The sequence below is a fragment of the Pseudomonas sp. SM4 genome (assembly GCF_051913165.1).
Classification (GTDB): domain Bacteria; phylum Pseudomonadota; class Gammaproteobacteria; order Pseudomonadales; family Pseudomonadaceae; genus Aquipseudomonas.
This window is the reverse complement of record NZ_JBODOE010000005.1, coordinates 96,802-115,701: the sequence shown is the minus strand read 5'-3', so window position 1 is coordinate 115,701 and position 18,900 is coordinate 96,802. Positions and strand designations below refer to the sequence as shown.

Annotated in this window: 21 protein-coding genes; 15 read left to right on the top strand and 6 right to left on the bottom strand. The window is 60.2% G+C overall.

Translation table 11 applies throughout. The features are described 5' to 3' along the window. Positions 1-32 precede the first annotated feature (32 nt). Together ACQ4MY_RS11300 and ACQ4MY_RS11295 are read left to right on the top strand one after the other, a co-directional pair. On the top strand, positions 33-785 hold the full coding sequence (locus tag ACQ4MY_RS11300; RefSeq protein WP_008088077.1) for a GntR family transcriptional regulator: 753 nt from the start codon (positions 33-35) through the stop codon (positions 783-785). Between the two features lies 1 nt (position 786). Next, on the top strand, positions 787-1,350 hold the full coding sequence (locus ACQ4MY_RS11295) for an NUDIX hydrolase (protein WP_008088079.1): 564 nt from the start codon (positions 787-789) through the stop codon (positions 1,348-1,350). Positions 1,351-1,483: 133 nt separating this feature from the next. Here ACQ4MY_RS11295 and ACQ4MY_RS11290 read toward each other — a convergent pair whose 3' ends face one another. After that, entirely contained in the window at positions 1,484-1,780 is a 297-nt protein-coding gene (locus ACQ4MY_RS11290) for a DUF1330 domain-containing protein (protein WP_440095122.1), read from the bottom strand. A gap of 68 nt (positions 1,781-1,848) precedes the next feature. Between ACQ4MY_RS11290 and ribBA the strand changes: the two genes are divergently transcribed. The 5 genes from ribBA to ACQ4MY_RS11265 all read left to right on the top strand — a co-directional run bounded on the left by ribBA (position 1,849) and on the right by ACQ4MY_RS11265 (position 7,235). Beyond that, positions 1,849-2,958, top strand: coding sequence for a bifunctional 3,4-dihydroxy-2-butanone-4-phosphate synthase/GTP cyclohydrolase II (ribBA, locus tag ACQ4MY_RS11285; RefSeq protein WP_440095121.1), 1,110 nt, complete (start codon positions 1,849-1,851; stop codon positions 2,956-2,958). Between the two features lie 320 nt (positions 2,959-3,278). Next, positions 3,279-4,304, top strand: coding sequence for an ABC transporter substrate-binding protein (locus tag ACQ4MY_RS11280; protein ID WP_008088087.1), 1,026 nt, complete (start codon positions 3,279-3,281; stop codon positions 4,302-4,304). Continuing rightward, entirely contained in the window at positions 4,301-5,248 is a 948-nt protein-coding gene (locus tag ACQ4MY_RS11275; protein WP_110720957.1) for an ABC transporter permease, read from the top strand. Before ACQ4MY_RS11280 ends, ACQ4MY_RS11275 begins: the two co-directional genes overlap by 4 nt. Before the next feature lie 6 nt (positions 5,249-5,254). Then, entirely contained in the window at positions 5,255-6,064 is an 810-nt protein-coding gene (locus ACQ4MY_RS11270) for an ABC transporter permease (RefSeq protein WP_007918021.1), read from the top strand. Between the two features lie 16 nt (positions 6,065-6,080). After that, entirely contained in the window at positions 6,081-7,235 is a 1,155-nt protein-coding gene (locus ACQ4MY_RS11265; RefSeq protein ID WP_440095120.1) for an ABC transporter ATP-binding protein, read from the top strand. 217 nt (positions 7,236-7,452) lie between these two features. On the opposite strand, the gene ACQ4MY_RS11260 is transcribed toward ACQ4MY_RS11265, so the two are convergent. Both ACQ4MY_RS11260 and ACQ4MY_RS11255 read right to left on the bottom strand, forming a co-directional pair. Then, a complete protein-coding gene (locus tag ACQ4MY_RS11260) occupies positions 7,453-8,178 on the bottom strand; it encodes a transporter substrate-binding domain-containing protein (protein WP_440095119.1) in 726 nt (241 codons plus the stop codon). 82 nt (positions 8,179-8,260) lie between these two features. After that, entirely contained in the window at positions 8,261-8,836 is a 576-nt protein-coding gene (locus ACQ4MY_RS11255; protein ID WP_440095118.1) for a TetR/AcrR family transcriptional regulator, read from the bottom strand. Between the two features lie 149 nt (positions 8,837-8,985). Between ACQ4MY_RS11255 and ACQ4MY_RS11250 the strand changes: the two genes are divergently transcribed. Together ACQ4MY_RS11250 and ACQ4MY_RS11245 are read left to right on the top strand one after the other, a co-directional pair. Then, positions 8,986-9,783, top strand: a complete 798-nt coding sequence (locus ACQ4MY_RS11250) for a crotonase/enoyl-CoA hydratase family protein (RefSeq protein ID WP_110720953.1) — start codon at positions 8,986-8,988, stop codon at positions 9,781-9,783. 31 nt (positions 9,784-9,814) lie between these two features. Then, positions 9,815-10,708 (top strand): alpha/beta hydrolase family protein, encoded by an 894-nt coding sequence (locus tag ACQ4MY_RS11245; protein ID WP_440095116.1) that lies wholly within the window; start codon positions 9,815-9,817, stop codon positions 10,706-10,708. A 109-nt stretch (positions 10,709-10,817) separates the two neighbouring features. Here ACQ4MY_RS11245 and map read toward each other — a convergent pair whose 3' ends face one another. The 3 genes from map to ACQ4MY_RS11230 form a co-directional block, all read right to left on the bottom strand. Continuing rightward, the gene (gene map / locus ACQ4MY_RS11240; protein ID WP_064119869.1) at positions 10,818-11,609 is read right to left on the bottom strand and encodes a type I methionyl aminopeptidase; all 792 of its coding nucleotides are present in this window, start codon (positions 11,607-11,609) and stop codon (positions 10,818-10,820) included. After that, the gene (locus ACQ4MY_RS11235; protein ID WP_007918027.1) at positions 11,606-11,833 is read right to left on the bottom strand and encodes a ParD-like family protein; all 228 of its coding nucleotides are present in this window, start codon (positions 11,831-11,833) and stop codon (positions 11,606-11,608) included. Before ACQ4MY_RS11235 ends, map begins: the two co-directional genes overlap by 4 nt. A gap of 64 nt (positions 11,834-11,897) precedes the next feature. After that, positions 11,898-12,755 carry a LysR substrate-binding domain-containing protein gene (locus ACQ4MY_RS11230; RefSeq protein WP_440095115.1) on the bottom strand — a complete coding sequence of 286 codons (858 nt, stop codon included), beginning with the start codon at positions 12,753-12,755 and terminating at the stop codon, positions 11,898-11,900. Positions 12,756-12,864: 109 nt separating this feature from the next. Between ACQ4MY_RS11230 and phnD the strand changes: the two genes are divergently transcribed. The 6 genes from phnD (at position 12,865) to ACQ4MY_RS11200 (ending at position 18,847) form a co-directional block, all read left to right on the top strand. Beyond that, positions 12,865-13,731, top strand: coding sequence for a phosphonate ABC transporter substrate-binding protein (phnD, locus tag ACQ4MY_RS11225; protein ID WP_122660899.1), 867 nt, complete (start codon positions 12,865-12,867; stop codon positions 13,729-13,731). Beyond that, positions 13,728-14,519, top strand: a complete 792-nt coding sequence (gene phnC, locus ACQ4MY_RS11220; RefSeq protein ID WP_440095114.1) for a phosphonate ABC transporter ATP-binding protein — start codon at positions 13,728-13,730, stop codon at positions 14,517-14,519. Before phnD ends, phnC begins: the two co-directional genes overlap by 4 nt. A gap of 2 nt (positions 14,520-14,521) precedes the next feature. Further along, positions 14,522-15,340 carry a phosphonate ABC transporter, permease protein PhnE gene (phnE, locus tag ACQ4MY_RS11215; RefSeq protein WP_440095113.1) on the top strand — a complete coding sequence of 273 codons (819 nt, stop codon included), beginning with the start codon at positions 14,522-14,524 and terminating at the stop codon, positions 15,338-15,340. 110 nt (positions 15,341-15,450) lie between these two features. Continuing rightward, entirely contained in the window at positions 15,451-16,542 is a 1,092-nt protein-coding gene (gene psrA / locus ACQ4MY_RS11210) for an iron-containing alcohol dehydrogenase PsrA (protein WP_440095112.1), read from the top strand. A 129-nt stretch (positions 16,543-16,671) separates the two neighbouring features. After that, a complete protein-coding gene (locus ACQ4MY_RS11205) occupies positions 16,672-17,967 on the top strand; it encodes an MFS transporter (protein WP_440095111.1) in 1,296 nt (431 codons plus the stop codon). Positions 17,968-17,977: 10 nt separating this feature from the next. Continuing rightward, the gene (locus ACQ4MY_RS11200) at positions 17,978-18,847 is read left to right on the top strand and encodes a LysR substrate-binding domain-containing protein (protein ID WP_440095110.1); all 870 of its coding nucleotides are present in this window, start codon (positions 17,978-17,980) and stop codon (positions 18,845-18,847) included. The last annotated feature ends 53 nt before the right edge of the window (positions 18,848-18,900 follow it).

Here is an 18,900-nt window from a genome sequence, read left to right as displayed (position 1 = left end):
GGCATGGACAGCCAACCGAAAGAGCGGACCCCATGAAACGCCAGCCCCTCGACGACAGCTTCAAGGTCAATCGCAACCCCGTTACCCTGCGCGAAATCGTGCTGGATAAACTGCGTAGCGCGATCATGAATTTCCAGCTCATGCCCGGTGATCGTCTGGTCGAGCGCGATCTGTGCGATCGCCTGGGTGTCAGCCGCACCTCCGTGCGTGAAGCCTTGCGTCACCTGGAATCCGAAGGCCTGGTCGAGTTCGCCGATGCCAAAGGCCCGCGCGTGGCGATCATCACCCTCGCCGATGCCGTCGACATCTACGAACTGCGTTGCGTACTCGAAGGTTTGATCGTGCAGCTGTTCACCCTGCGCGCCAAAGCCAAGGACATCAAAGCCCTGGAAAAAGCCCTCGACGAGAACCGCAAGGCGCTCAAGGACGGCGAACTGCAACAGGTGATCGACTCGGTGCAAGGTTTCTACGACGTGCTGCTCGAAGGTTCGGGCAACCATGTTGCGGCCACCCAGTTGCGTCAGTTGCAGGCGCGCATCAGCTACCTGCGCGCGACTTCGGTATCGCAGGAAAACCGTCGCGGCGCGAGTAATCAGGAAATGGAAAAAATGGTCGAGGCGATCAAGGGCGGCGATCCGCTGGTGGCGCATCAGGCCTGTGTTGATCACGTACGCGCTGCCGCTGCGGTAGCGCTCGACTACCTCAAGCGCAAACAGGAAGAGACCGGCGCAACCCCGGCCATGACCCTGCCGATCGCGCTGAAAGAACCCCGTATAGGTCACTGATATGTTCAGCCCGAGCTTTTGCCCGAAATGCGGTGGCCCTGACCTCGGTCAGCAGATACCGCCGGGCGATACGCACGAGCGCTTGATGTGCCGTGGCTGCGGTTACATCCACTACATCAATCCGAAAATCATTGCCGGCTGTATTATCGAGCAGGACGGCAAATACCTGCTGTGCCAACGGGCAATTCCCCCGCGCCCGGGCACCTGGACGCTGCCCGCCGGTTTCATGGAAAGCGGCGAGACCACCGAGCAAGCGGCCGTCCGCGAAGTCTGGGAAGAAAGCGGCGTGCGCGCGGAAATCGTCTCGCCGTACTCGATTTTCAGCGTGCCGAAGATCAGCGAGGTGTACATCATCTTCCGCGCGATCGCGCTGGAGATTACCGGGCAGTATGGGCCGGAGACCATGGATTACAAATTCTTCGCGCCTGAAGACATTCCGTGGGAGCAGATTTATTACCCGGCGATCCGGCAGATTCTTGAGCGCTATATCGAAGAGCGTCAGGCTGGGGTGTATGGGATTTACATGGGCAATGACGACAGCGGCAAGATCCACTTTATCCGCTGATTCAGCATGATCGTTCCCACGCTCCGCGTGGGAATGCAGCCCGGGACGCTCCGCGTCCCTGAAACGCCGAACGCGGAGCGTCCGAAGAGGCATTCCCACGCGGAGCGTGGGAACGATCACTAAGTGGTGTTGCTTAAATTGGGGCGATGCCTTCGACGATGATGATTTGCGCCCTCGCCCATTCTTCGCGGTAACTTTTCGCTTCCTGGTACGCCGCCGAGTGGTAGCACGCCACAGCCTTTTCATAGCTCTCGAACTCGATCACCACGCTGCGCTGCGGCGTCTCGCGCCCTTCCATCGCCTCGCTGCGCCCGCCTCTTGCCAGAAACTTCGCGCCAAACGCGGCGAAGGCTGCCGGCGCGCGCTGGGTGTATTGGCTGTAGTGATCGGTATCGGCTATATCCACATGAGCAATCCAGTACGCCTTCATAGTGACCTCTTTGTTGATTTTGTATTATGGTATACCAATATATTTCCAACGAACCCTGAGAGTCCAGCATGGCCTTCAACAGCATTGAAGAAATCATCGAAGATTATCGCCTCGGCAAAATGGTTTTGCTGGTCGATGACGAAGACCGCGAAAACGAAGGCGACCTGTTGCTGGCCGCCGACCGTTGCACGCCTGAGGCGATCAGCTTCATGGCCCGTGAAGCGCGCGGGCTGATTTGCCTGACGCTCACCGACGACCACTGCCAGCGTCTGGGCCTGGAGCAAATGGTGCCGGCCAATGGCAGCGTGTTCAGCACCGCGTTTACCGTGTCGATCGAAGCGGCGGTTGGCGTGACCACCGGTATTTCGGCGGCTGATCGCGCCTGCACCGTTGCCGCCGCTGTCGCGCCGAATGCCCGCGCTGAAGACCTGGTGCAGCCGGGCCACATCTTCCCGCTGCGCGCCAAGGAAGGTGGCGTGTTGACCCGCGCCGGGCATACCGAAGCGGGTTGCGACCTCGCCCGTCTCGCCGGTTTCACCCCCGCCTCGGTGATCGTCGAGGTGATGAATGACGACGGCACCATGGCCCGCCGCCCGGATCTGGAGGTGTTTGCGCGCAAGCACGGGATCAAGATCGGCACCATCGCCGACCTGATCCACTATCGCCTGAGCACCGAACACACCATCGAACGGATTGGTGAACGCGAGCTGCCGACGGTGCATGGCACGTTCCGTTTGATCACCTTTGAGGATCGCATCGAGGGCGGCGTGCACATGGCGATGGTCATGGGCGATTTGCGCCGTGAAGAGCCGACGCTGGTGCGCGTGCACGTGATCGATCCGTTGCGCGATCTGGTCGGCGCCGAGTACAGCGGGCCAACCAACTGGACGCTGTGGGCGGCGCTGCAACGGGTCGCGGCTGAGGGGCATGGGGTTGTGGTGGTGCTGGCCAATCACGAGTCGTCGCAGGCGCTGCTGGAGCGGGTGCCGCAATTGACCCAACCGCCACGGCAGTTCAGTCGTTCGCAATCGCGGATTTATTCCGAGGTGGGGACTGGCGCGCAGATTCTGCAGAATCTGGGGGTTGGCAAACTCCGCCATCTCGGCCCGCCGCTCAAATACGCCGGGTTGACCGGGTATGACCTGGAAGTGGTCGAAAGCATCCCCTTCAGCGAATAACCCACGACGAACACAAATCCAAATGTAGGAGTGAGCCTGCTCGCGATTGCGATGTGTCAGTCAACATTATTGCTGAATGTCACACCGCTATCGCGAGCAGGCTCACTCCTACAGGGGGGTTGCATTCCAGATCCATTTCTTCGAACCACAAAAAAGGACGGCCGCCAGATAACCGGTAAGGCAAAGTGCTTGCACAAAGTTTGGAATACCATAATATGATATTCCATAGACCGGACGCTTCAACGAACGTCCAGCTACTGCTCCCGACAGGCGGGCAACAACGCAAGCCCGCTCAAAAACACAACAATGAGGGCGTGAACATGGTGTTGAACAAAGCTGCAACCGCGATCTTTTTTGCGGGACTGCTCAGCGTCACCGGCCAGGCTGCAATGGCGGCCGAAAGCGTGAACTTCGTCAGCTGGGGCGGAAGCACCCAGGATGCACAGAAACAGGCCTGGGCCGATCCGTTCAGCAAGGCCAGCGGCATCACCGTCGTGCAGGACGGCCCGACCGACTACGGCAAACTCAAAGCCATGGTCGAGAGCGGCAACGTGCAATGGGACGTGGTCGATGTCGAAGCCGATTTCGCCCTGCGCGCCGCCGCTGAAGGCCTGCTCGAACCCCTCGATTTCAAAGTGATTCAGCGCGACAAGATCGACCCGCGTTTCGTCAGCGATCACGGCGTCGGCTCGTTCTTCTTCTCCTTCGTCCTCGGCTACAACGAGGGCAAACTCGGCGCCAACAAGCCGCAGGACTGGAGCGCCCTGTTCGACACCAAAACCTATCCCGGCAAACGCGCCCTGTACAAATGGCCAAGCCCTGGCGTGCTCGAACTGGCGCTGCTGGCCGATGGCGTAGCCGCCGACAAGCTCTACCCGCTAGATCTCGATCGCGCCTTCAAGAAACTCGACACCATCAAGAAAGACATCGTCTGGTGGGGCGGCGGCGCGCAGTCGCAGCAACTGCTGGCGTCCGGTGAAGCGAGCATGGGTCAGTTCTGGAACGGTCGCATTCACGCCCTGCAAGAAGACGGAGCGCCCGTCGGCGTGAGCTGGAAACAGAACCTGGTCATGGCCGACATTCTGGTGATTCCAAAGGGCTCGAAAAACAAGGACGCGGCGATGAAGTTCCTGGCCAGTGCCAGCAGCGCCAAAGGCCAGGCCGACTTCTCCAACCTGACCGCCTACGCCCCGGTCAACCTCGACAGTGTGGAGCGTCTGGATTCGACGCTGGCCCCCAACCTGCCGACTGCCTACGCTAAGGATCAGATCACTCTTGATTTCGCGTACTGGGCCAAAAACGGCCAGGCCATCGCGACACGGTGGAACGAATGGCTGGTCAAATGAAAATGGCGGCCACCGCGTCCCGTCCCTCCACTGCCACCGGCAGCGCCCAAGGCGCTGCCGGCTCGGCCCACGGAACACAGGCGGTTGCGATGCAGCAAGCCCCGTCCCTCAAACAACGCTGGCGCGGCGCCGGCAACCTCGTACCGGCGCTGCTGTTCATCGGCCTGTTTTTTCTCGCGCCGTTGATTGGCCTGCTGTTGCGCGGCGTGCTCGAACCGACGCCTGGCCTTGGCAACTATGAACAATTGTTCGCCAACTCCGCTTATGCGCGAGTGCTGCTCAACACCTTTTCGGTGGCCGGGTTGGTAACGCTGTTCAGCCTGCTGCTGGGCTTTCCACTGGCCTGGGCGATCACGCTGGTGCCGCGCGGCTGGGGTCGCTGGATTCTCAACATCGTGCTGCTGTCGATGTGGACCAGCCTGCTCGCCCGCACCTATTCGTGGCTGGTGTTGCTGCAAGCATCCGGCGTAATCAATAAAGCCTTGATGGCGATGGGCATCATCGATCAGCCGCTGGAAATGGTGCATAACCTCACCGGCGTAGTGATCGGCATGAGCTACATCATGATTCCGTTCATCGTCCTGCCATTGCAGGCGACCATGCAGGCCATCGACCCGATGATTCTGCAGGCCGGCTCGATCTGCGGCGCCAGTCCATGGACCAACTTCTTCCGGGTGTTCCTGCCGCTGTGTCGGCCGGGTCTGGCCTCCGGTGGCTTGATGGTGTTCGTCATGTCGCTCGGTTACTACGTGACCCCGGCGCTGCTCGGCGGGGCGCAGAACATGATGCTGCCGGAGTTCATCATTCAGCAGGTGCAATCGTTCCTCAACTGGGGCCTGGCCAGTGCCGGCGCTGCGTTGCTGATCGCGATCACTCTGGTGCTGTTCTACTTCTACCTGAAGCTTCAGCCGGAATCCCCGGTTGGCGCCAGTAACGCGAGGTAAGCCGACATGCTCCTGACCCCCAATGCGATGAGCCGGCGCATGCGCTTCGGCTTGTATGCAACCACCGGGCTGATCGGTCTGTTCCTGCTGTTGCCGATCGTCTTCATCGTGCTGCTGTCGTTCGGCTCCTCGCAGTGGCTGGTATTCCCGCCGCCGGGCTGGACGCTGAAATGGTACGGCCAGTTCTTCTCCAACCCCGACTGGATGAACGCCGCCGCGGCCAGCCTCAAGGTTGCTGTGCTGACCACGATCTGCGCCGTGGCCCTTGGTTTGCCGACTGCGTTTGCGCTGGTGCGCGGACGCTTCCCGGGCCGGGAAATGCTCTACGGCCTGTTCACCCTGCCGATGATCGTGCCGCTGGTGATCATCGCCGTGGCGGTGTACGCGCTGTTCCTCAAGCTCGGTTACACCGGGACGATGTTCGCCTTCGTCGTCAGCCATGTGATCGTCGCGCTGCCGTTCACCATCATCTCGATCATCAACTCGCTGAAGCTGTTTGATCAGTCGATTGAAGACGCGGCGGTGATCTGCGGCGCCTCACGGTTGCAAGCGGTGTTCAAGGTGACGTTCCCGGCGATTCGCCCGGGCATGGTTGCCGGCGCCCTCTTCGCCTTCCTCGTTTCGTGGGACGAAGTGGTGCTCAGCGTGATGATGGCCAGCCCGACCCTGCAAACCCTTCCCGTGAAAATGTGGACCACCCTGCGCCAGGACCTGACGCCAGTGATCGCCGTCGCTTCGACGCTGCTGATCGGCTTGTCAGTGTTGGTCATGGTCATCGCCGCCGCGCTGCGCCGGCGCAACGAAATCAGCGCCTGAGCGCCAGGAGTACGACATGAGTGCCGTGATCAAAGACGCTTCCCAGCAGAACGACAAACCCCTGGTCAGCCTGCGCAACCTGAACAAGCACTACGGCGACTTTGCCGCCGTCGACAACATCTCGCTGGACATCAAGGACGGCGAATTCCTCACCTTCCTCGGCTCCAGCGGCTCGGGCAAAAGCACCACGCTGTCGATGCTCGCCGGGTTTGAAACGCCGAGTAGCGGCGAAATCCTCGTCAACGGTGAATCGCTGGTGAATGTACCGCCGCACAAGCGTGACATCGGCATGGTGTTTCAACGCTATTCGCTTTTCCCGCATTTGTCGGTGCGCGACAACATTGCCTTCCCGCTGGCGATTCGCAAACTCGCGGCCGCCGAACGTGAAAAGCGCGTCGATGCGATGCTGAAACTGGTGCAACTGGAACAGTTCGCCCATCGTCGCCCTTCGCAGTTGTCTGGCGGCCAGCAACAACGTGTCGCCATCGCCCGCGCCTTGGTCTACGAACCACGCATTTTGCTGATGGACGAACCGCTCGGTGCGCTGGATAAAAAACTGCGTGAGGATTTGCAGGACGAACTGCGCCAACTGCATCGCCGTCTGGGCATCACCATCGTTTACGTGACCCACGATCAGGAAGAAGCCATGCGTTTATCGCAGCGCATTGCGATTTTCAGTCATGGCAAGATTGTGGGATTGGGCAGCGGTTACGACCTTTATCAGAACCCGCCGAATGCGTTTGTGGCGTCGTTCCTCGGCAACTCGAACTTCCTCAAACTCAAGGCGCAGAGCAATGCGGCGGCTTCGTTTGAAGGACAGTCATTATCGATTCGCCTGACCGCTGGTTTGTACACCGATCAGGATGTGCTGCTTATGGTGCGTCCGGAAAAAGCTCAGGCATTGAGCCTGTCGCAGGCAATCAGCGAACCTTTACCATCGGGTTGGAACGAGGTTTCAGCGAAGGTCGTAGAAGTGCTGTTCCTCGGCGAAAGCCAGACCTGCAGCGTGGTCACCTCGGGCGGCACGTCGATGACGGTGAAAGCACTGTCGGCGGCGGGCATGCCGCTCAAGGCTGGCGACCCGGTGCAAGTGCGCTGGGCCACGGCTGACGCCTGCGTTTACACCGAATGGACCGAAAGCGACCTCAACAAAGCCGCCGGCGCCCACTGAAACCCCCTGTAGGAGCTGCCGCAGGCTGCGATCTTTTGATCTTGCTGTGAAAAAACAAGATCAAAAGATCGCAGCCTCGTTTCACTCGACAGCTCCTACAGGAATGCATTGCAAATGTCGGAGCGGGCTTGCTCGCATAGAGGCTATCGCGAGCAGGCTCACTCCTACAATTGAACCGTGTTTGCGCCTCAGGGCCGCGGTGGCACTTTTTTTGATCTCAAGGCGCGACCGTTACATCGCCCTGACCGCTCTCGGCGAGTGCGGCAGCGACAAACCCCTCAGCCTTCTTGCGCTCGACAAACGACCGCACGTACGCCGCGCCTGCCTCCCGCCCACGGGGCACCGCCATGGCCTGGCGAATCGCCGTGAATGCACCGTCCAGCACGCGGTAACGCGCGTCGGCATCCGCGACTTTCTGCAATGGCTGACGGACACCGGCGGCGGCATCCAGGTGTTGCTCGATAAACAGATCGACCGCCCCAGCGGAGGTTTCTGCACGCTCAAGTTGCGCGTGCTTCAGCGTGCGACTGAGGAACAGGTCATAGGCTGCGCCTTTGCCAACGGCCAGTCGCAATCCTGGCTGATCGAGATCCTCGACGTTGCGATACGGTGCCTGCGCTTCGATCAGATAAGTCCCTTCAATAATCACGTACGGCTCGCTGAACGCAATCTGCGCCTCACGCACCGGCTCGATGGCGAGGAATGCCAGGTTCCACACGCCCTCCTCCAGCGCCGCGAAAACCTTGCCCGCCGCATCAAAGGTGCGCATCTCCAGTTCGACACCCAGCTCGGCAGCCAGCGCGATCGCCAAAGCCACCGAAACACCTTGCGGCGCACCATCTGCTCTGCGCTGCGCCAGCACCGGGTTACCGAAGTTGATGGCGGCATGCAGCACGCCGTCGGGCGCGAGATCGGCCATCACGGCCGGGGTGATTGCACTCATCGTGTTGCTCCCTGATTAGATAAGAAATCAGTGTGTGTCGTGACTGACAACTGTCGAGGACACAACACCCAGCGCGTAAGCCTTATGTCGGTGCCTGACAGGCACTCAAATGTTCCAGCGCCCGACGCGTCACCGCATCAATGTAAGCCGCGTCACCATAGACCCGCGCCAGCAGAATCGCCCCCTCGTAATCCGCCACCCATTGTCGAGCGGTCAGCAAGGCTTGCCCCTCATCGACCTGACCTTCCAGCAAATGCGCAAACGCCTTGGCCCATGCATCGAAAAAGCCGCGAATCGGCTCCAGCAATTCACTTTTACCGTACGCCGCATCGACCGCCACCACGCCCATCAGGCAACCAATCGAGTCATCCTGAAACAGCCGCGCAGCCTTGCGGCCCATTTTGCTCAGGCGTTCTTGTGGCGTGAGTTTTTCGTCGAAGGCCACGGCAAACAAGGTCTGGTTGATGACGTGGTGCGTCCAGTCGAGCACGTCACGCAGCAAGGCCTCCTTGTTCGGATAGTGGTGATAGAACGAAGCCTTGGTAAAGCCGCAAGCGGACGCAAGCACGTCCATGGTGGTGCCATGATAGCCAAGGCGCTTGAAGGTATTGGCGCACCGCAGAAGCAGCTCTTCACGGGGGATTTTCAACGGTCGCACGAGTATTTCCTGATCCGGATAACTGGCGGTGATTCTATGACATAAGCCTGCCCTTCTCAATTTGACGGTTACCAACTGTTCGTTTAGTTTCTATTTACCGAACAGATGGTCAGTAACTGGCCGCCGACAAAAAATCAGGGAAAGCAGAGATGAACGAAGCCAACAGTGGCCCCGGCCGAGTCACCCGCGAACAACGCGGTCAGTTGTTTTTGATCGGTCTGGATCGCGCCGGCAAACGCAACGCATTCGACAGTGCAATGCTGACGGACCTGGCATTGGCCATCGGCGAGTATGAGCGCAATGACGAACTGCGCTGCGCCGTGCTGTTCGCGTATGGCGAGCACTTCACCGCAGGCCTGGACTTGATGGAGCTGACGCCGAAACTGGTGTCAGGCGCCTTCAAGTATCCTGAAGAAGGCATCGACCCATGGGGCGTTTCCAAACCGCGCAGGCGTAAACCAGTGGTGGTTGCCATTGAAGGCATTTGCTGGACGGCGGGCATCGAATTGATGCTCAACGCCGACATCAGCATTGCCGCCACCAGTGCCCGTTTCGCTCATCTGGAAGTGTTGCGCGGGATCTCACCCGCCGGCGGTTCCACCGTGCGCTTCACCCGCGCAGCGGGCTGGACCGCCGCCATGCGCTACATGCTCACGGGGGAAGAGTTCGATGCCACTGCCGCCCTGCACATGCGCCTGCTGACCGAAGTGGTCGCACCCGGTCAGACTCTGGCACGCGCCATCGAATACGCCGAACGCATTGCCAAGGCTGCACCTCTGGCGATTCAGGCGACGCTGCAATCGGCGTTTCTGGCGCAGGATCAGGGAGACGATGCGGCACTGTCGAAGCTTGATGAACAACTGCTGGCCCTGATCAAAACCGAGGATGTCCGCGAAGGCGTCATGGCGATGATGCAAAAGCGCGAACCGCAGTTCAAAGGTCGCTGAAGGCTTTGCTCAACTCACTCGGAACAATTTCATGAACACCATGGCCGCAGCCTTCACCGAATCGATCCAGAGACAGGACATCGCCCTCATTGCCCGCGATGGTTATCCGTTGTCAGCCAAGCGCTACAGCGCGCCGGGCGCGGTCAAAGGCAACCTGATCATGGCCGGCGCCACCGGGGTGCAACAGCGCTTTTATCGGCGCTTTGCCGAGCATGCAGCGCGTCAGGGCTTCAATGTCCTGACCCTCGATTACCGGGGCATCGGTGAATCGAAGCCGGCTTCCCTCAAAGGCTTTGAGATGTCTTATCTGGATTGGGCTTATCAGGATCTGGCGGCGGCAGTGGATCTGCTAAGCCAGGAAGCGTTGCCGTTGTATTGGGTCGGTCACTCGTTTGGTGGCCATGCGATTGATCTGTTGCCCAATCACCCCGCCCTGACAGCTTGCTACACCCTGGGCAGTGGCGCGGGGTGGAGCGGCTGGATGTCCCGAACCGAGGCCTGGATAATCCGTCTGATGTGGACGTTTGTGCTGCCGGTGATTGTCGCCCGCAAAGGCTACATGGCCTGGAGCATGCTAGGCATGGGCGATGATTTGCCGCTGGGCGTTTACAACGACTGGAAACGCTGGTGCAAATTCCCCCACTACTACTTCGACGACCCCGAGATGAGCCATCTGCATGCGCTCTACGCCGAGGTCACAACGCCATGCGTTTTCGCCACGTCGGTCGATGATCCGTGGGCGCCGCCGCGTTCGCGCGATGCGTTTGTCAAAGCCATGGTGAATGCGCCGCTGACATTGCTGGATCTGCAGCCGCCACTGGGCAGCAAACCGTACGGGCACATGGGTTACTTCCGTGAAAGCGCACAGCCGTTGTGGGATGAGGTGCTTGATTGGCTGCAAAGCATCCCTGCATACACCACATAACTTGTAGGAGCTGGCGCAGGCTGCGATCTGTTGATCTTGCTGTTAAAAAAAAGATCAACAGATCGCAGCCTCGTTTCACTCGACGGCTCCTACAGGGGGTTTGTGGTGTTTAGGTGATCGGGGAGTAGCCTTCGATTTCGTCCGGCCAGGCGGTGAGGATTTCGAAGCCGGTTTCGGTCACCGCCACCATATGCTCCCACTGCGCCGACAACGAGCCATCCTTGGTCAGCACCGTCCAGCCATCGGGCATGTTCTTCACATGACGTTTGCCGGCATTGAGCATCGGCTCAACGGTAAAAATCATCCCGGCCTTGAGCTTCATGCCCTGATTCGGGAAGCCGTAATGCAGAATCTGCGGTTCATCGTGATAGACCTTGCCGATGCCGTGCCCGCAGTACTCGCGCACGACGCTGAAGCCTTCCTTCTCCGCCAGCGTCTGGATCGCGTGGCCGATGTCGCCCAACGTCGCGCCCGGTTTCACCACGCGAATCCCCGCGCACATGGCGTCATAGGTAGTCTTGATCAGATGCTGCGCCTCGGGTGTTGCCTCGCCGACCACGTACATGCGGCTGGTGTCGCCGAACCAGCCGTCCTTGATCACCGCGATGTCGAGGTTGACGATGTCGCCATCCTTCAACGGCGTGCCCGACGGAATGCCATGACACACCACATCGTTGACCGAGGCGCAGACGGTTTTCGGAAATCCGTGATAACCGACGTTGGCCGGCACGGCTTTCTGCACGTTGACGATGTAGTCGTTGCACAGCTGATCGAGTTGGTCAGTGGTGACGCCGGCCTTGACGTGTGGCACCAGCATCGCCAGCACTTCAGCGGCGAGTTTGCCGGCAGCGCGAGATTGCGCGATGTCGGCCGGGGTGTTGATCTTGATCTGGTTTCTCATGCGCTGACGGCTTCCTGAGTCAGTTGTTGCAGATCCAGCCCGCCGTTCTGTTCGGCGCGGATCAGCAAGCGGCAAATGGCGCTGTGGTCGAGGTTGGGATGCAGTTCGGCGAGCATGCCGATGCGCATCCAGTGCTCGGCCTGCGCGTTGATCGAGCGGCTGAGGGCGTTGCTGGAGATACGCAGGTTCTCGTGCATGTCCTCTGAAATCTTTACGATGCCCATATATGAATCCGATACGATGTGTATATGGAACGTATATTAGCCAAGCCTTATGCGAAATTGCAAATCAACCCAGCGCCGCATCGAAAAACGATGAGATAAGCCGACTGGAACGCCGCTCGGCCAGGCAGTACAGATAAGTTTCGGTAAAGAGTTCTTCGCCATCGATTCTGATCGTGCGGATTTTTGGATCAGCAATGAACTCCGCTTCCGACACCACACCCAGCCCCAACCCGCGCACCACCGCTTCACGCAACGCCTCACGACTGCCGATTTCCATGGCGATGCGCGGTTTTACCTGCGCCGCATTCAGTGCCTGCTCCAGCACCAGCCGCGTGGTCGAACCGGGCTCACGTTGCAGCAGGCGCTGCCCTTCCAGTTCTTCCAGGCGCACGCTGCCGCGATGGGCCAGCGGATGCTCATGGTGGGCAAAGAGGATGATCGCGTGCCGCGCATAACGCACCGAACACAATGCCGGATCATCCTGACGCCCGGCCAACACCGCGATATCGGTCACATAGTTTTCCAAATCCGACAACACCTGCGCCGAGTTACCCACGCGGATCGACACGTCGATATTCGGATGCTGTTGCAGGTAACTGTCGACCATTTCGATCACATGAAACGGCCCCACCGCACCGACCTTGAGCTGGCCGCTGTCGAGCCGCCCGGAATCACGCATCAGGTTATGCGCTTCCAGTTCCAGCAGGGCGATGCGCTGAGCGATAGGCAGCAGTTGCCGACCCACATCCGACAACTCGATCCGCCGCCCACGCCGGTGGAAAAGCTCAACATTGTGCTGACGTTCCAAGGCCTGCACCTGAGTGGTCAGGGTCGGTTGGCTCAAGCCTGACGCCCGCGCCCCGGCACTGAAACTGCCGTGGCGGGCGACGGCGAGAAAGGCCCGCAACTTAGCGCTCGACATCCATAGACTCCATCAATAGTTAACTGCCGTTTCCCATATTGAATTGATTGAATGACTGTCACGTGACAGACCTAGCCTGTGGCAACTCCCAACCACACCGTGGAATGCCATGAAAACAATTAACCAGTTTCTGCGTGCCGCCAGCCTTGCCGTACTTGCCTTGAGTGCCAGCCAGGTCTGGGCCAAGGACAAACTGACCATTGGCCTGATCCCTTCGGAAGACTCCCAAGCGATGATCGAATCGAGCAAACAAGTGCTCGACGATCTGCAAGCCAAAATCGGCATGCCGGTGGTGCCGTTCGTGGCCACCGACTACAACGGCATCATCGAAGCGCTGCGCTCGGGCAAACTCGACGTCGCCTACCTCGGCCCATTCTCCTACGTGCTGGCGACCTCGGTAGCCGATGTCGAAGCGTTCTCCGTGGCGGTGACCAAGAAGACCGGCCAGAGCGCTTACAAAAGCGTGATTCTGGCACGCAAGGACAGCGGCATTCATTCGCTGGCCGACCTCAAGGGCCATACATTCGCGTTCGTAGACCCGAGTTCGGCATCCGGTCATCTGTTCCCGAAAGCAGGATTGGAGCAGGCAGGGTTCGCCCCGGACACGCTGTTCAAACGAGTGATTTTCTCCGGTTCCCACGACGCCAGTATCCTCGCGGTCGAGAACAAGAAAGTCGACGCCGCCGCCGTGGCTGACCGCATCTTCGCCAGCGCCGTGGCCAAAGGCGTGGTCAAGCAGGATGACTTCGAAATTGTCTGGAGTTCCAGGCCGATTCCCGAATCGCCGATGGTCTGGCGCAAGGCGCTTGATCCGGAATTGAAGAAAAAAGTCGCCGACGCACTGGCCTCGATCAAGGACGTGCCGTGGGGTGATCAGGGCGTGCTCAATGGCTTCCAGCCCACCACCGACGCGTCGTATGACGTGGTGCGCGAAACCGCCAAGGTGCTCGATCTCGATTTGCGGAGCATGAAATGATCAGCATCCGCCAACTGAGCAAACACTACGGCAGCAACCCGGTGTTGCGCGGCATCGACCTTGACGTCGCTGCGGGCGAATTCGTCGTGGTGCTCGGTCAGTCCGGCGCCGGCAAATCGACCTTGCTGCGTTGCATCAATCGTTTGGCGCAGGCCGACAGCGGCACGCTGAACGTGGCGGGCATTGATGCCCTCGCCTGCCCCGACACCAGCGTTTTGCGCCGTGAAGTGGCGATGATTTTTCAGCACCACAACGTCGTGCCGCGCCTGAGCGTATTGAAGAATGTGCTGACCGGTCGCCTCGGTTCAGTCGGCACCCTCGCCTCGATTCTGCAACTGTTTCGCCGTGACGATGTGGCGCTGGCAATGCAATGCCTGGAACGCGTCGAACTGGCGCACAAGGCCGGTGAGCGAACCGATTCATTGTCTGGCGGGCAGAAGCAGCGCGTCGGTATTGCCCGCGCCCTGGCGCAACGACCGCAGGTGATTCTGGCCGACGAACCGATCGCCAGCCTCGACCCGAAAACCGCGCGACTGGTGTTGCAGTACCTGCGCGATGCCACCCGCGAACTGGGCATCACCGTGCTGTGCAATCTGCATCAGGTCGAATACGCCCGCGAGTTTGGCGACCGCGTGGTCGGCCTCGCTCACGGCAGTCTGGTGTTCGATGGCAAAGCGTCGAGCATGACCGACGCCGATCTGGCGCGAATCTATCCCGGGCAATCGGCAGAACACTCCGCTGACGTCCCGGCGCCCACCCTGAACTACCGCGCCGCTTCGAGGGCTTGAGCATGCAATCGCAAAATTATCAGTGGGTCGGCGAGCGTCCCCGCGGCACACGCAGTTGGCTGACCACCGCTGGTATCGTCCTGATCGTGCTGTGGACGCTGAACTGGAGCGCGCAAGGTGCGCAACTCAGCCTCGGTGAACTGGCAGCGGGGTTGCCGCAGATTGGTGACTTTCTTTCGCGCACCTTTCCGCCGGATCTGAGCATCCTGCCGCGGCTGGTCGCGCCAGCGGTGGAAACCTTACAGATCGCCATTTGGGGCACCCTGCTCGGCGTGTTGCTGGCGATTCCGCTGTCCTTCCTCGCCGCGCGCAATCTGAGCCGCAATCGCTGGGTGTTTCACATCACCCGTCAGACGCTGAATTTCACCCGCAGCATCAACGAATTGATCCTCGCGCTGATCTTCGTCTCGGCCGTTGGCCTCGGCCCGTTCCCCGGCGTGTTGGCGCTGGCGCTGCATGGTCTGGGCATGCTCGGCAAGTTCTTCGCCGAAAGCATCGAAGAGATCGATCAAGGGCCGATTGAAGCGCTGCAAGCCACCGGTGCGCGACCATTGCAAGTGATCGTGTTTGGCGTTTTGCCGCAGGTGATCACCGCGTGGATTGCGGTGATTTTGTACCGCTTCGAAGTCAATCTGCGCTCGGCCACGGTGCTGGGCATGGTCGGCGCCGGCGGACTGGGTTTCGAACTGGTGAGCAGCCTAAAACTGTTCAAATACCCGGAAATCGCGACTTGCATCATCGTCATCACCTTCATGGTGATCGTCGCCGACACCCTCTCCAGCCGCCTGCGCGCGGCGATCCAGAGCGGTTCGGCACACTGACGTCGAGCGGCTATCGGCTGAGCCGATTCAAACCTGCGAATTATCGATTTGAGCCGTTGTCGACGGGCGCTGAGTATGGCGCCACACGACAACAACAATAAGGATCCACCATGACTGCCCGCTTCCAGAACCCAGTTGATACCCGTTTCGGCTGGGGCAGCCTGCAAGACCTCGCTGCCATTACCGAACAGCAAACCGTGGCCCTCGTCACCTTCCCCGAGGCCCGTGGGCTGGGGTTGGTCGATCGCCTGCAAGCGTTGCTCGGTGAGCGTCTGGTCTACGTGTTCGAAGACGTTCAGCCCAACCCGGACGTCGCCCATTTGCGCAGTACTTATGAGCAGTTCTGGCAGCAGGCCGGCGATTGCGATGTGGTGCTCGCGGTCGGTGGCGGCAGCGCCATCGATACCGCCAAAGCGTTGATCGTCGGCACCGAATCCGGGCATTTCGATGAGTTGTTGACGCTGCTGGCGACCGGCAAGGCGTTCACTCCCGCGCGTTGCAAACAGCTGATCGCCGCACCGACCACCGCCGGCACCGGCAGCGAAGTCACGCCGTGGGCGACGATCTGGGACAGCGCCAGCCAGAAGAAATACTCGCTTCATCTCGACTGCACCTGGCCGCGCGTAGCGATCATCGATCCGCAACTGATGCTCACCGTGCCGGCCAGCGTCACCGTGTCCACCGGGCTTGATGCGTTGTCCCATGCGCTGGAAGCGATCTGGAACGTCAACGCCAATCCGGTCTCCGACACTTTCGCCATTTCTGCGATTGAAGACATTCTCGAATGCCTGCCGCGTTTGCACAAAGATCTGTCGAGCCAAGAGTTGCGCACGCGCATGGCACTCGCCGCGCTCAAGGCCGGGCTGGCGTTTTCCAACACCAAAACCGCACTGGCGCACTCGATTTCCTACGAGATGACCCTGCGCCACGGCTTGCCCCACGGCATCGCCTGCTCTTTCACCCTGCCGCTGGTGCTCGGTCTGGCCTGGGGTCACGACGCGACGCGTGACCGCATCCTGCAACGAGTATTCGGCGAGGATCTGCTCACCGCGCAACAGCAATTGCGCGAGTTCCTCCACCACCTAGGGGTGAAGACCGAGTTCGCCGATTACGGCGTCTCGGCCAAGGACGCCGAAGACATCATCCACCTCGCGATGCAGGGCGCGCGCGGCAAGAACTTCATCGGTGCCCAAGCGGCCTGACGCCCGACGCCACCCGATCCACCCAAGCACCGCCTACGGCTTATAGCCGTGGTGATTTCCTGCCGCACCGAAAAAGAGTGCACCCGCCGACGACAAACGGCGGGAACCCACAACAATAAGGAAAAGATCATGAATCGTGCCCAAACCATGCCTGGTCTCGCCGTACGTTCTGCCTCATTCCGGGTCGCGCAGTGGCGCATGCTGCTGGCGGCGATGTTCTGTTACCTGTTTTTCTACACAGGGCGGCAGACCTTCGGTTTTGCCATTCCGGGGATTCAGGCCGAGTTCGGTTTGAGCAAGGAAACTCTTGGCTGGGCTTCTGCGGCGATGCTTTGGGCCTACGCCATTGGCCAGGCCATCAACGGCAACCTCGCCGATAAGTTCGGTGGCCGGCGCATCATGACTCTCGGCGCAGTGCTGTCCTGCGCGGCGAACTGGGTGACCAGTTTTGCCGGCGGTTTCACCAGCCTGATCCTGCCGTGGGGCGTCAACGGCTACTTTCAGGCCTTGGGCTGGGCGCCGGGCGGTCGGCTGATTGCCAACTGGTGGGCGGCCGGCGAGCGCGGCAAGGTCTATGGCTTCTACACCTTCGCCGCCGGTTGCGCGTCGATTCTGTCGTACGTCACCTCCATCGTCGTGCTCGAAGTGCTGCAACTGGAATGGCGCTGGATCTTCCGTTTGCCGGTACTGCTGATGCTCGCCGGCGGGATCATTTTCTATCTGGTTGCCCGTGAACGCCCGCAGGATCTGGGCTTCGAACCGGTAGGCGATACCGGCGTGGCCAACGCTGACGACAAACATCAGGAAGCCGCGCATGGCGAAGTCGAGACCTCGGCGCAACGCTATAAAGCCGTGCTGAAGAATCCGCGCCTGCTGATCGCCGCGCTGTCACTGGGCTTTCAGAACGCGGCGCGCTACGGCTTGATCGTCTGGGTGCCGGTGCACTTTCTCGGCGCTGACTGGAAAAGCGGTGACGGCATGATCGATCCGAAATGGATCACCGTCGCCCTCCCCGTTGGCATGGCGGTCGGCGCGTTGAGCAACGGCTGGGTGTCAGACAAGCTGTTCGGCTCCAAGCGTTATCTGGCGATCATGCTCTACATGTTCCTTGGCGCCGCGACCAGTCTGTGGATGTGGAGCCTGCCGCCGCACAGCGTGATCGGCCTGGTCGCGCTGTTCCTTTGCGGCTTCTTCGTCTACGGCCCGGCGTCGAGTTTCTGGGCACTGTGTCCGGATCTGGTCGGCGCCAAACGCGCCGGCACCGCGACCGGGATCATGAACTTTTCGTCCTACCTGTTTGCCGGCCTCGCCGAGCCTTTGATCGGTCGTTTGCTTGACACCACGGCAAACACGTCTCTCATCTTCATAGTGGTCACCAGCGCCTGCCTGTGCAGCGCGGCAGTGGCATTGTTCATCCGACGCTGATGGGGCTTGCATGTACCAGTATCACAAGTGGTTGCGTTCGTTTCATGCGGTGGCCAAAACCGGCAGCTTCACCCTCGCGGCGGAGTACCTCAGCGTCGGTCAGCCGACCGTCAGCGAGCAGGTCAACGCACTGGAGAAAACCTTCTCGGTCGAGCTGTTCCATCGGCGCGGGCGCTACATCGAGATGAGTTCCGCCGGGCACAAGCTTTACGCAATCACTCAAGGTTTGTTCGGCCAGGAAGATGAAGCGGTGCAACTGCTGCAGAGTTTCAAGCAGCGCAAAAACGGCATGCTGCGGCTCGGCGCGGTGTCGCCGCCGATTGCGATGAATCTGACCTACGAGCTGATGCAGCGGCACCCGGACATCGAACTGGAAACCTCGTTTTCCTCGGAAAAGGAAACCCTAGCGCGGCTGTTCAACTTCGATATCGACGTGGCGATTCTGGCGTTGTCGGAATTCGATGAGCGCTTTCACACGCGGTTGTATCACCGCTATCCGATCATTGCCGTGGTGCGCGATGACCATCCGTGGGTCAGCCAGTCGCAGGTTCACATCAGCGAAATCAGCCGCGAGAAGTGGGTGATGCGCGAGCAAAGTGCGCGCACCCGGCAACTGGTCGAAGAAAGCTGCAAGCGCCTCGGCATCGACCTCAACCGCGTCATGCAACTCAACAGCCGCGAAGCCATCGTGCACGCGATCGTCAAAGGCATCGGTATCGGTTTCGTCTCGGCGGTCGAGTACGCCGAAACCCCGGGCACCACGCCGATCACCTTTATCGATCACCCGTTTTTCATCGAATACCACCTGTGCTGCCTCGGCATCCGCCGCAACCGCCCGGTGATTGCCGAACTGTTTGATTCGAATCCACCGCTGACCTGATCAGCATTGACCCTTGAAACCGCCTACCTCATTGCCGAGGGACGGCCCACGCT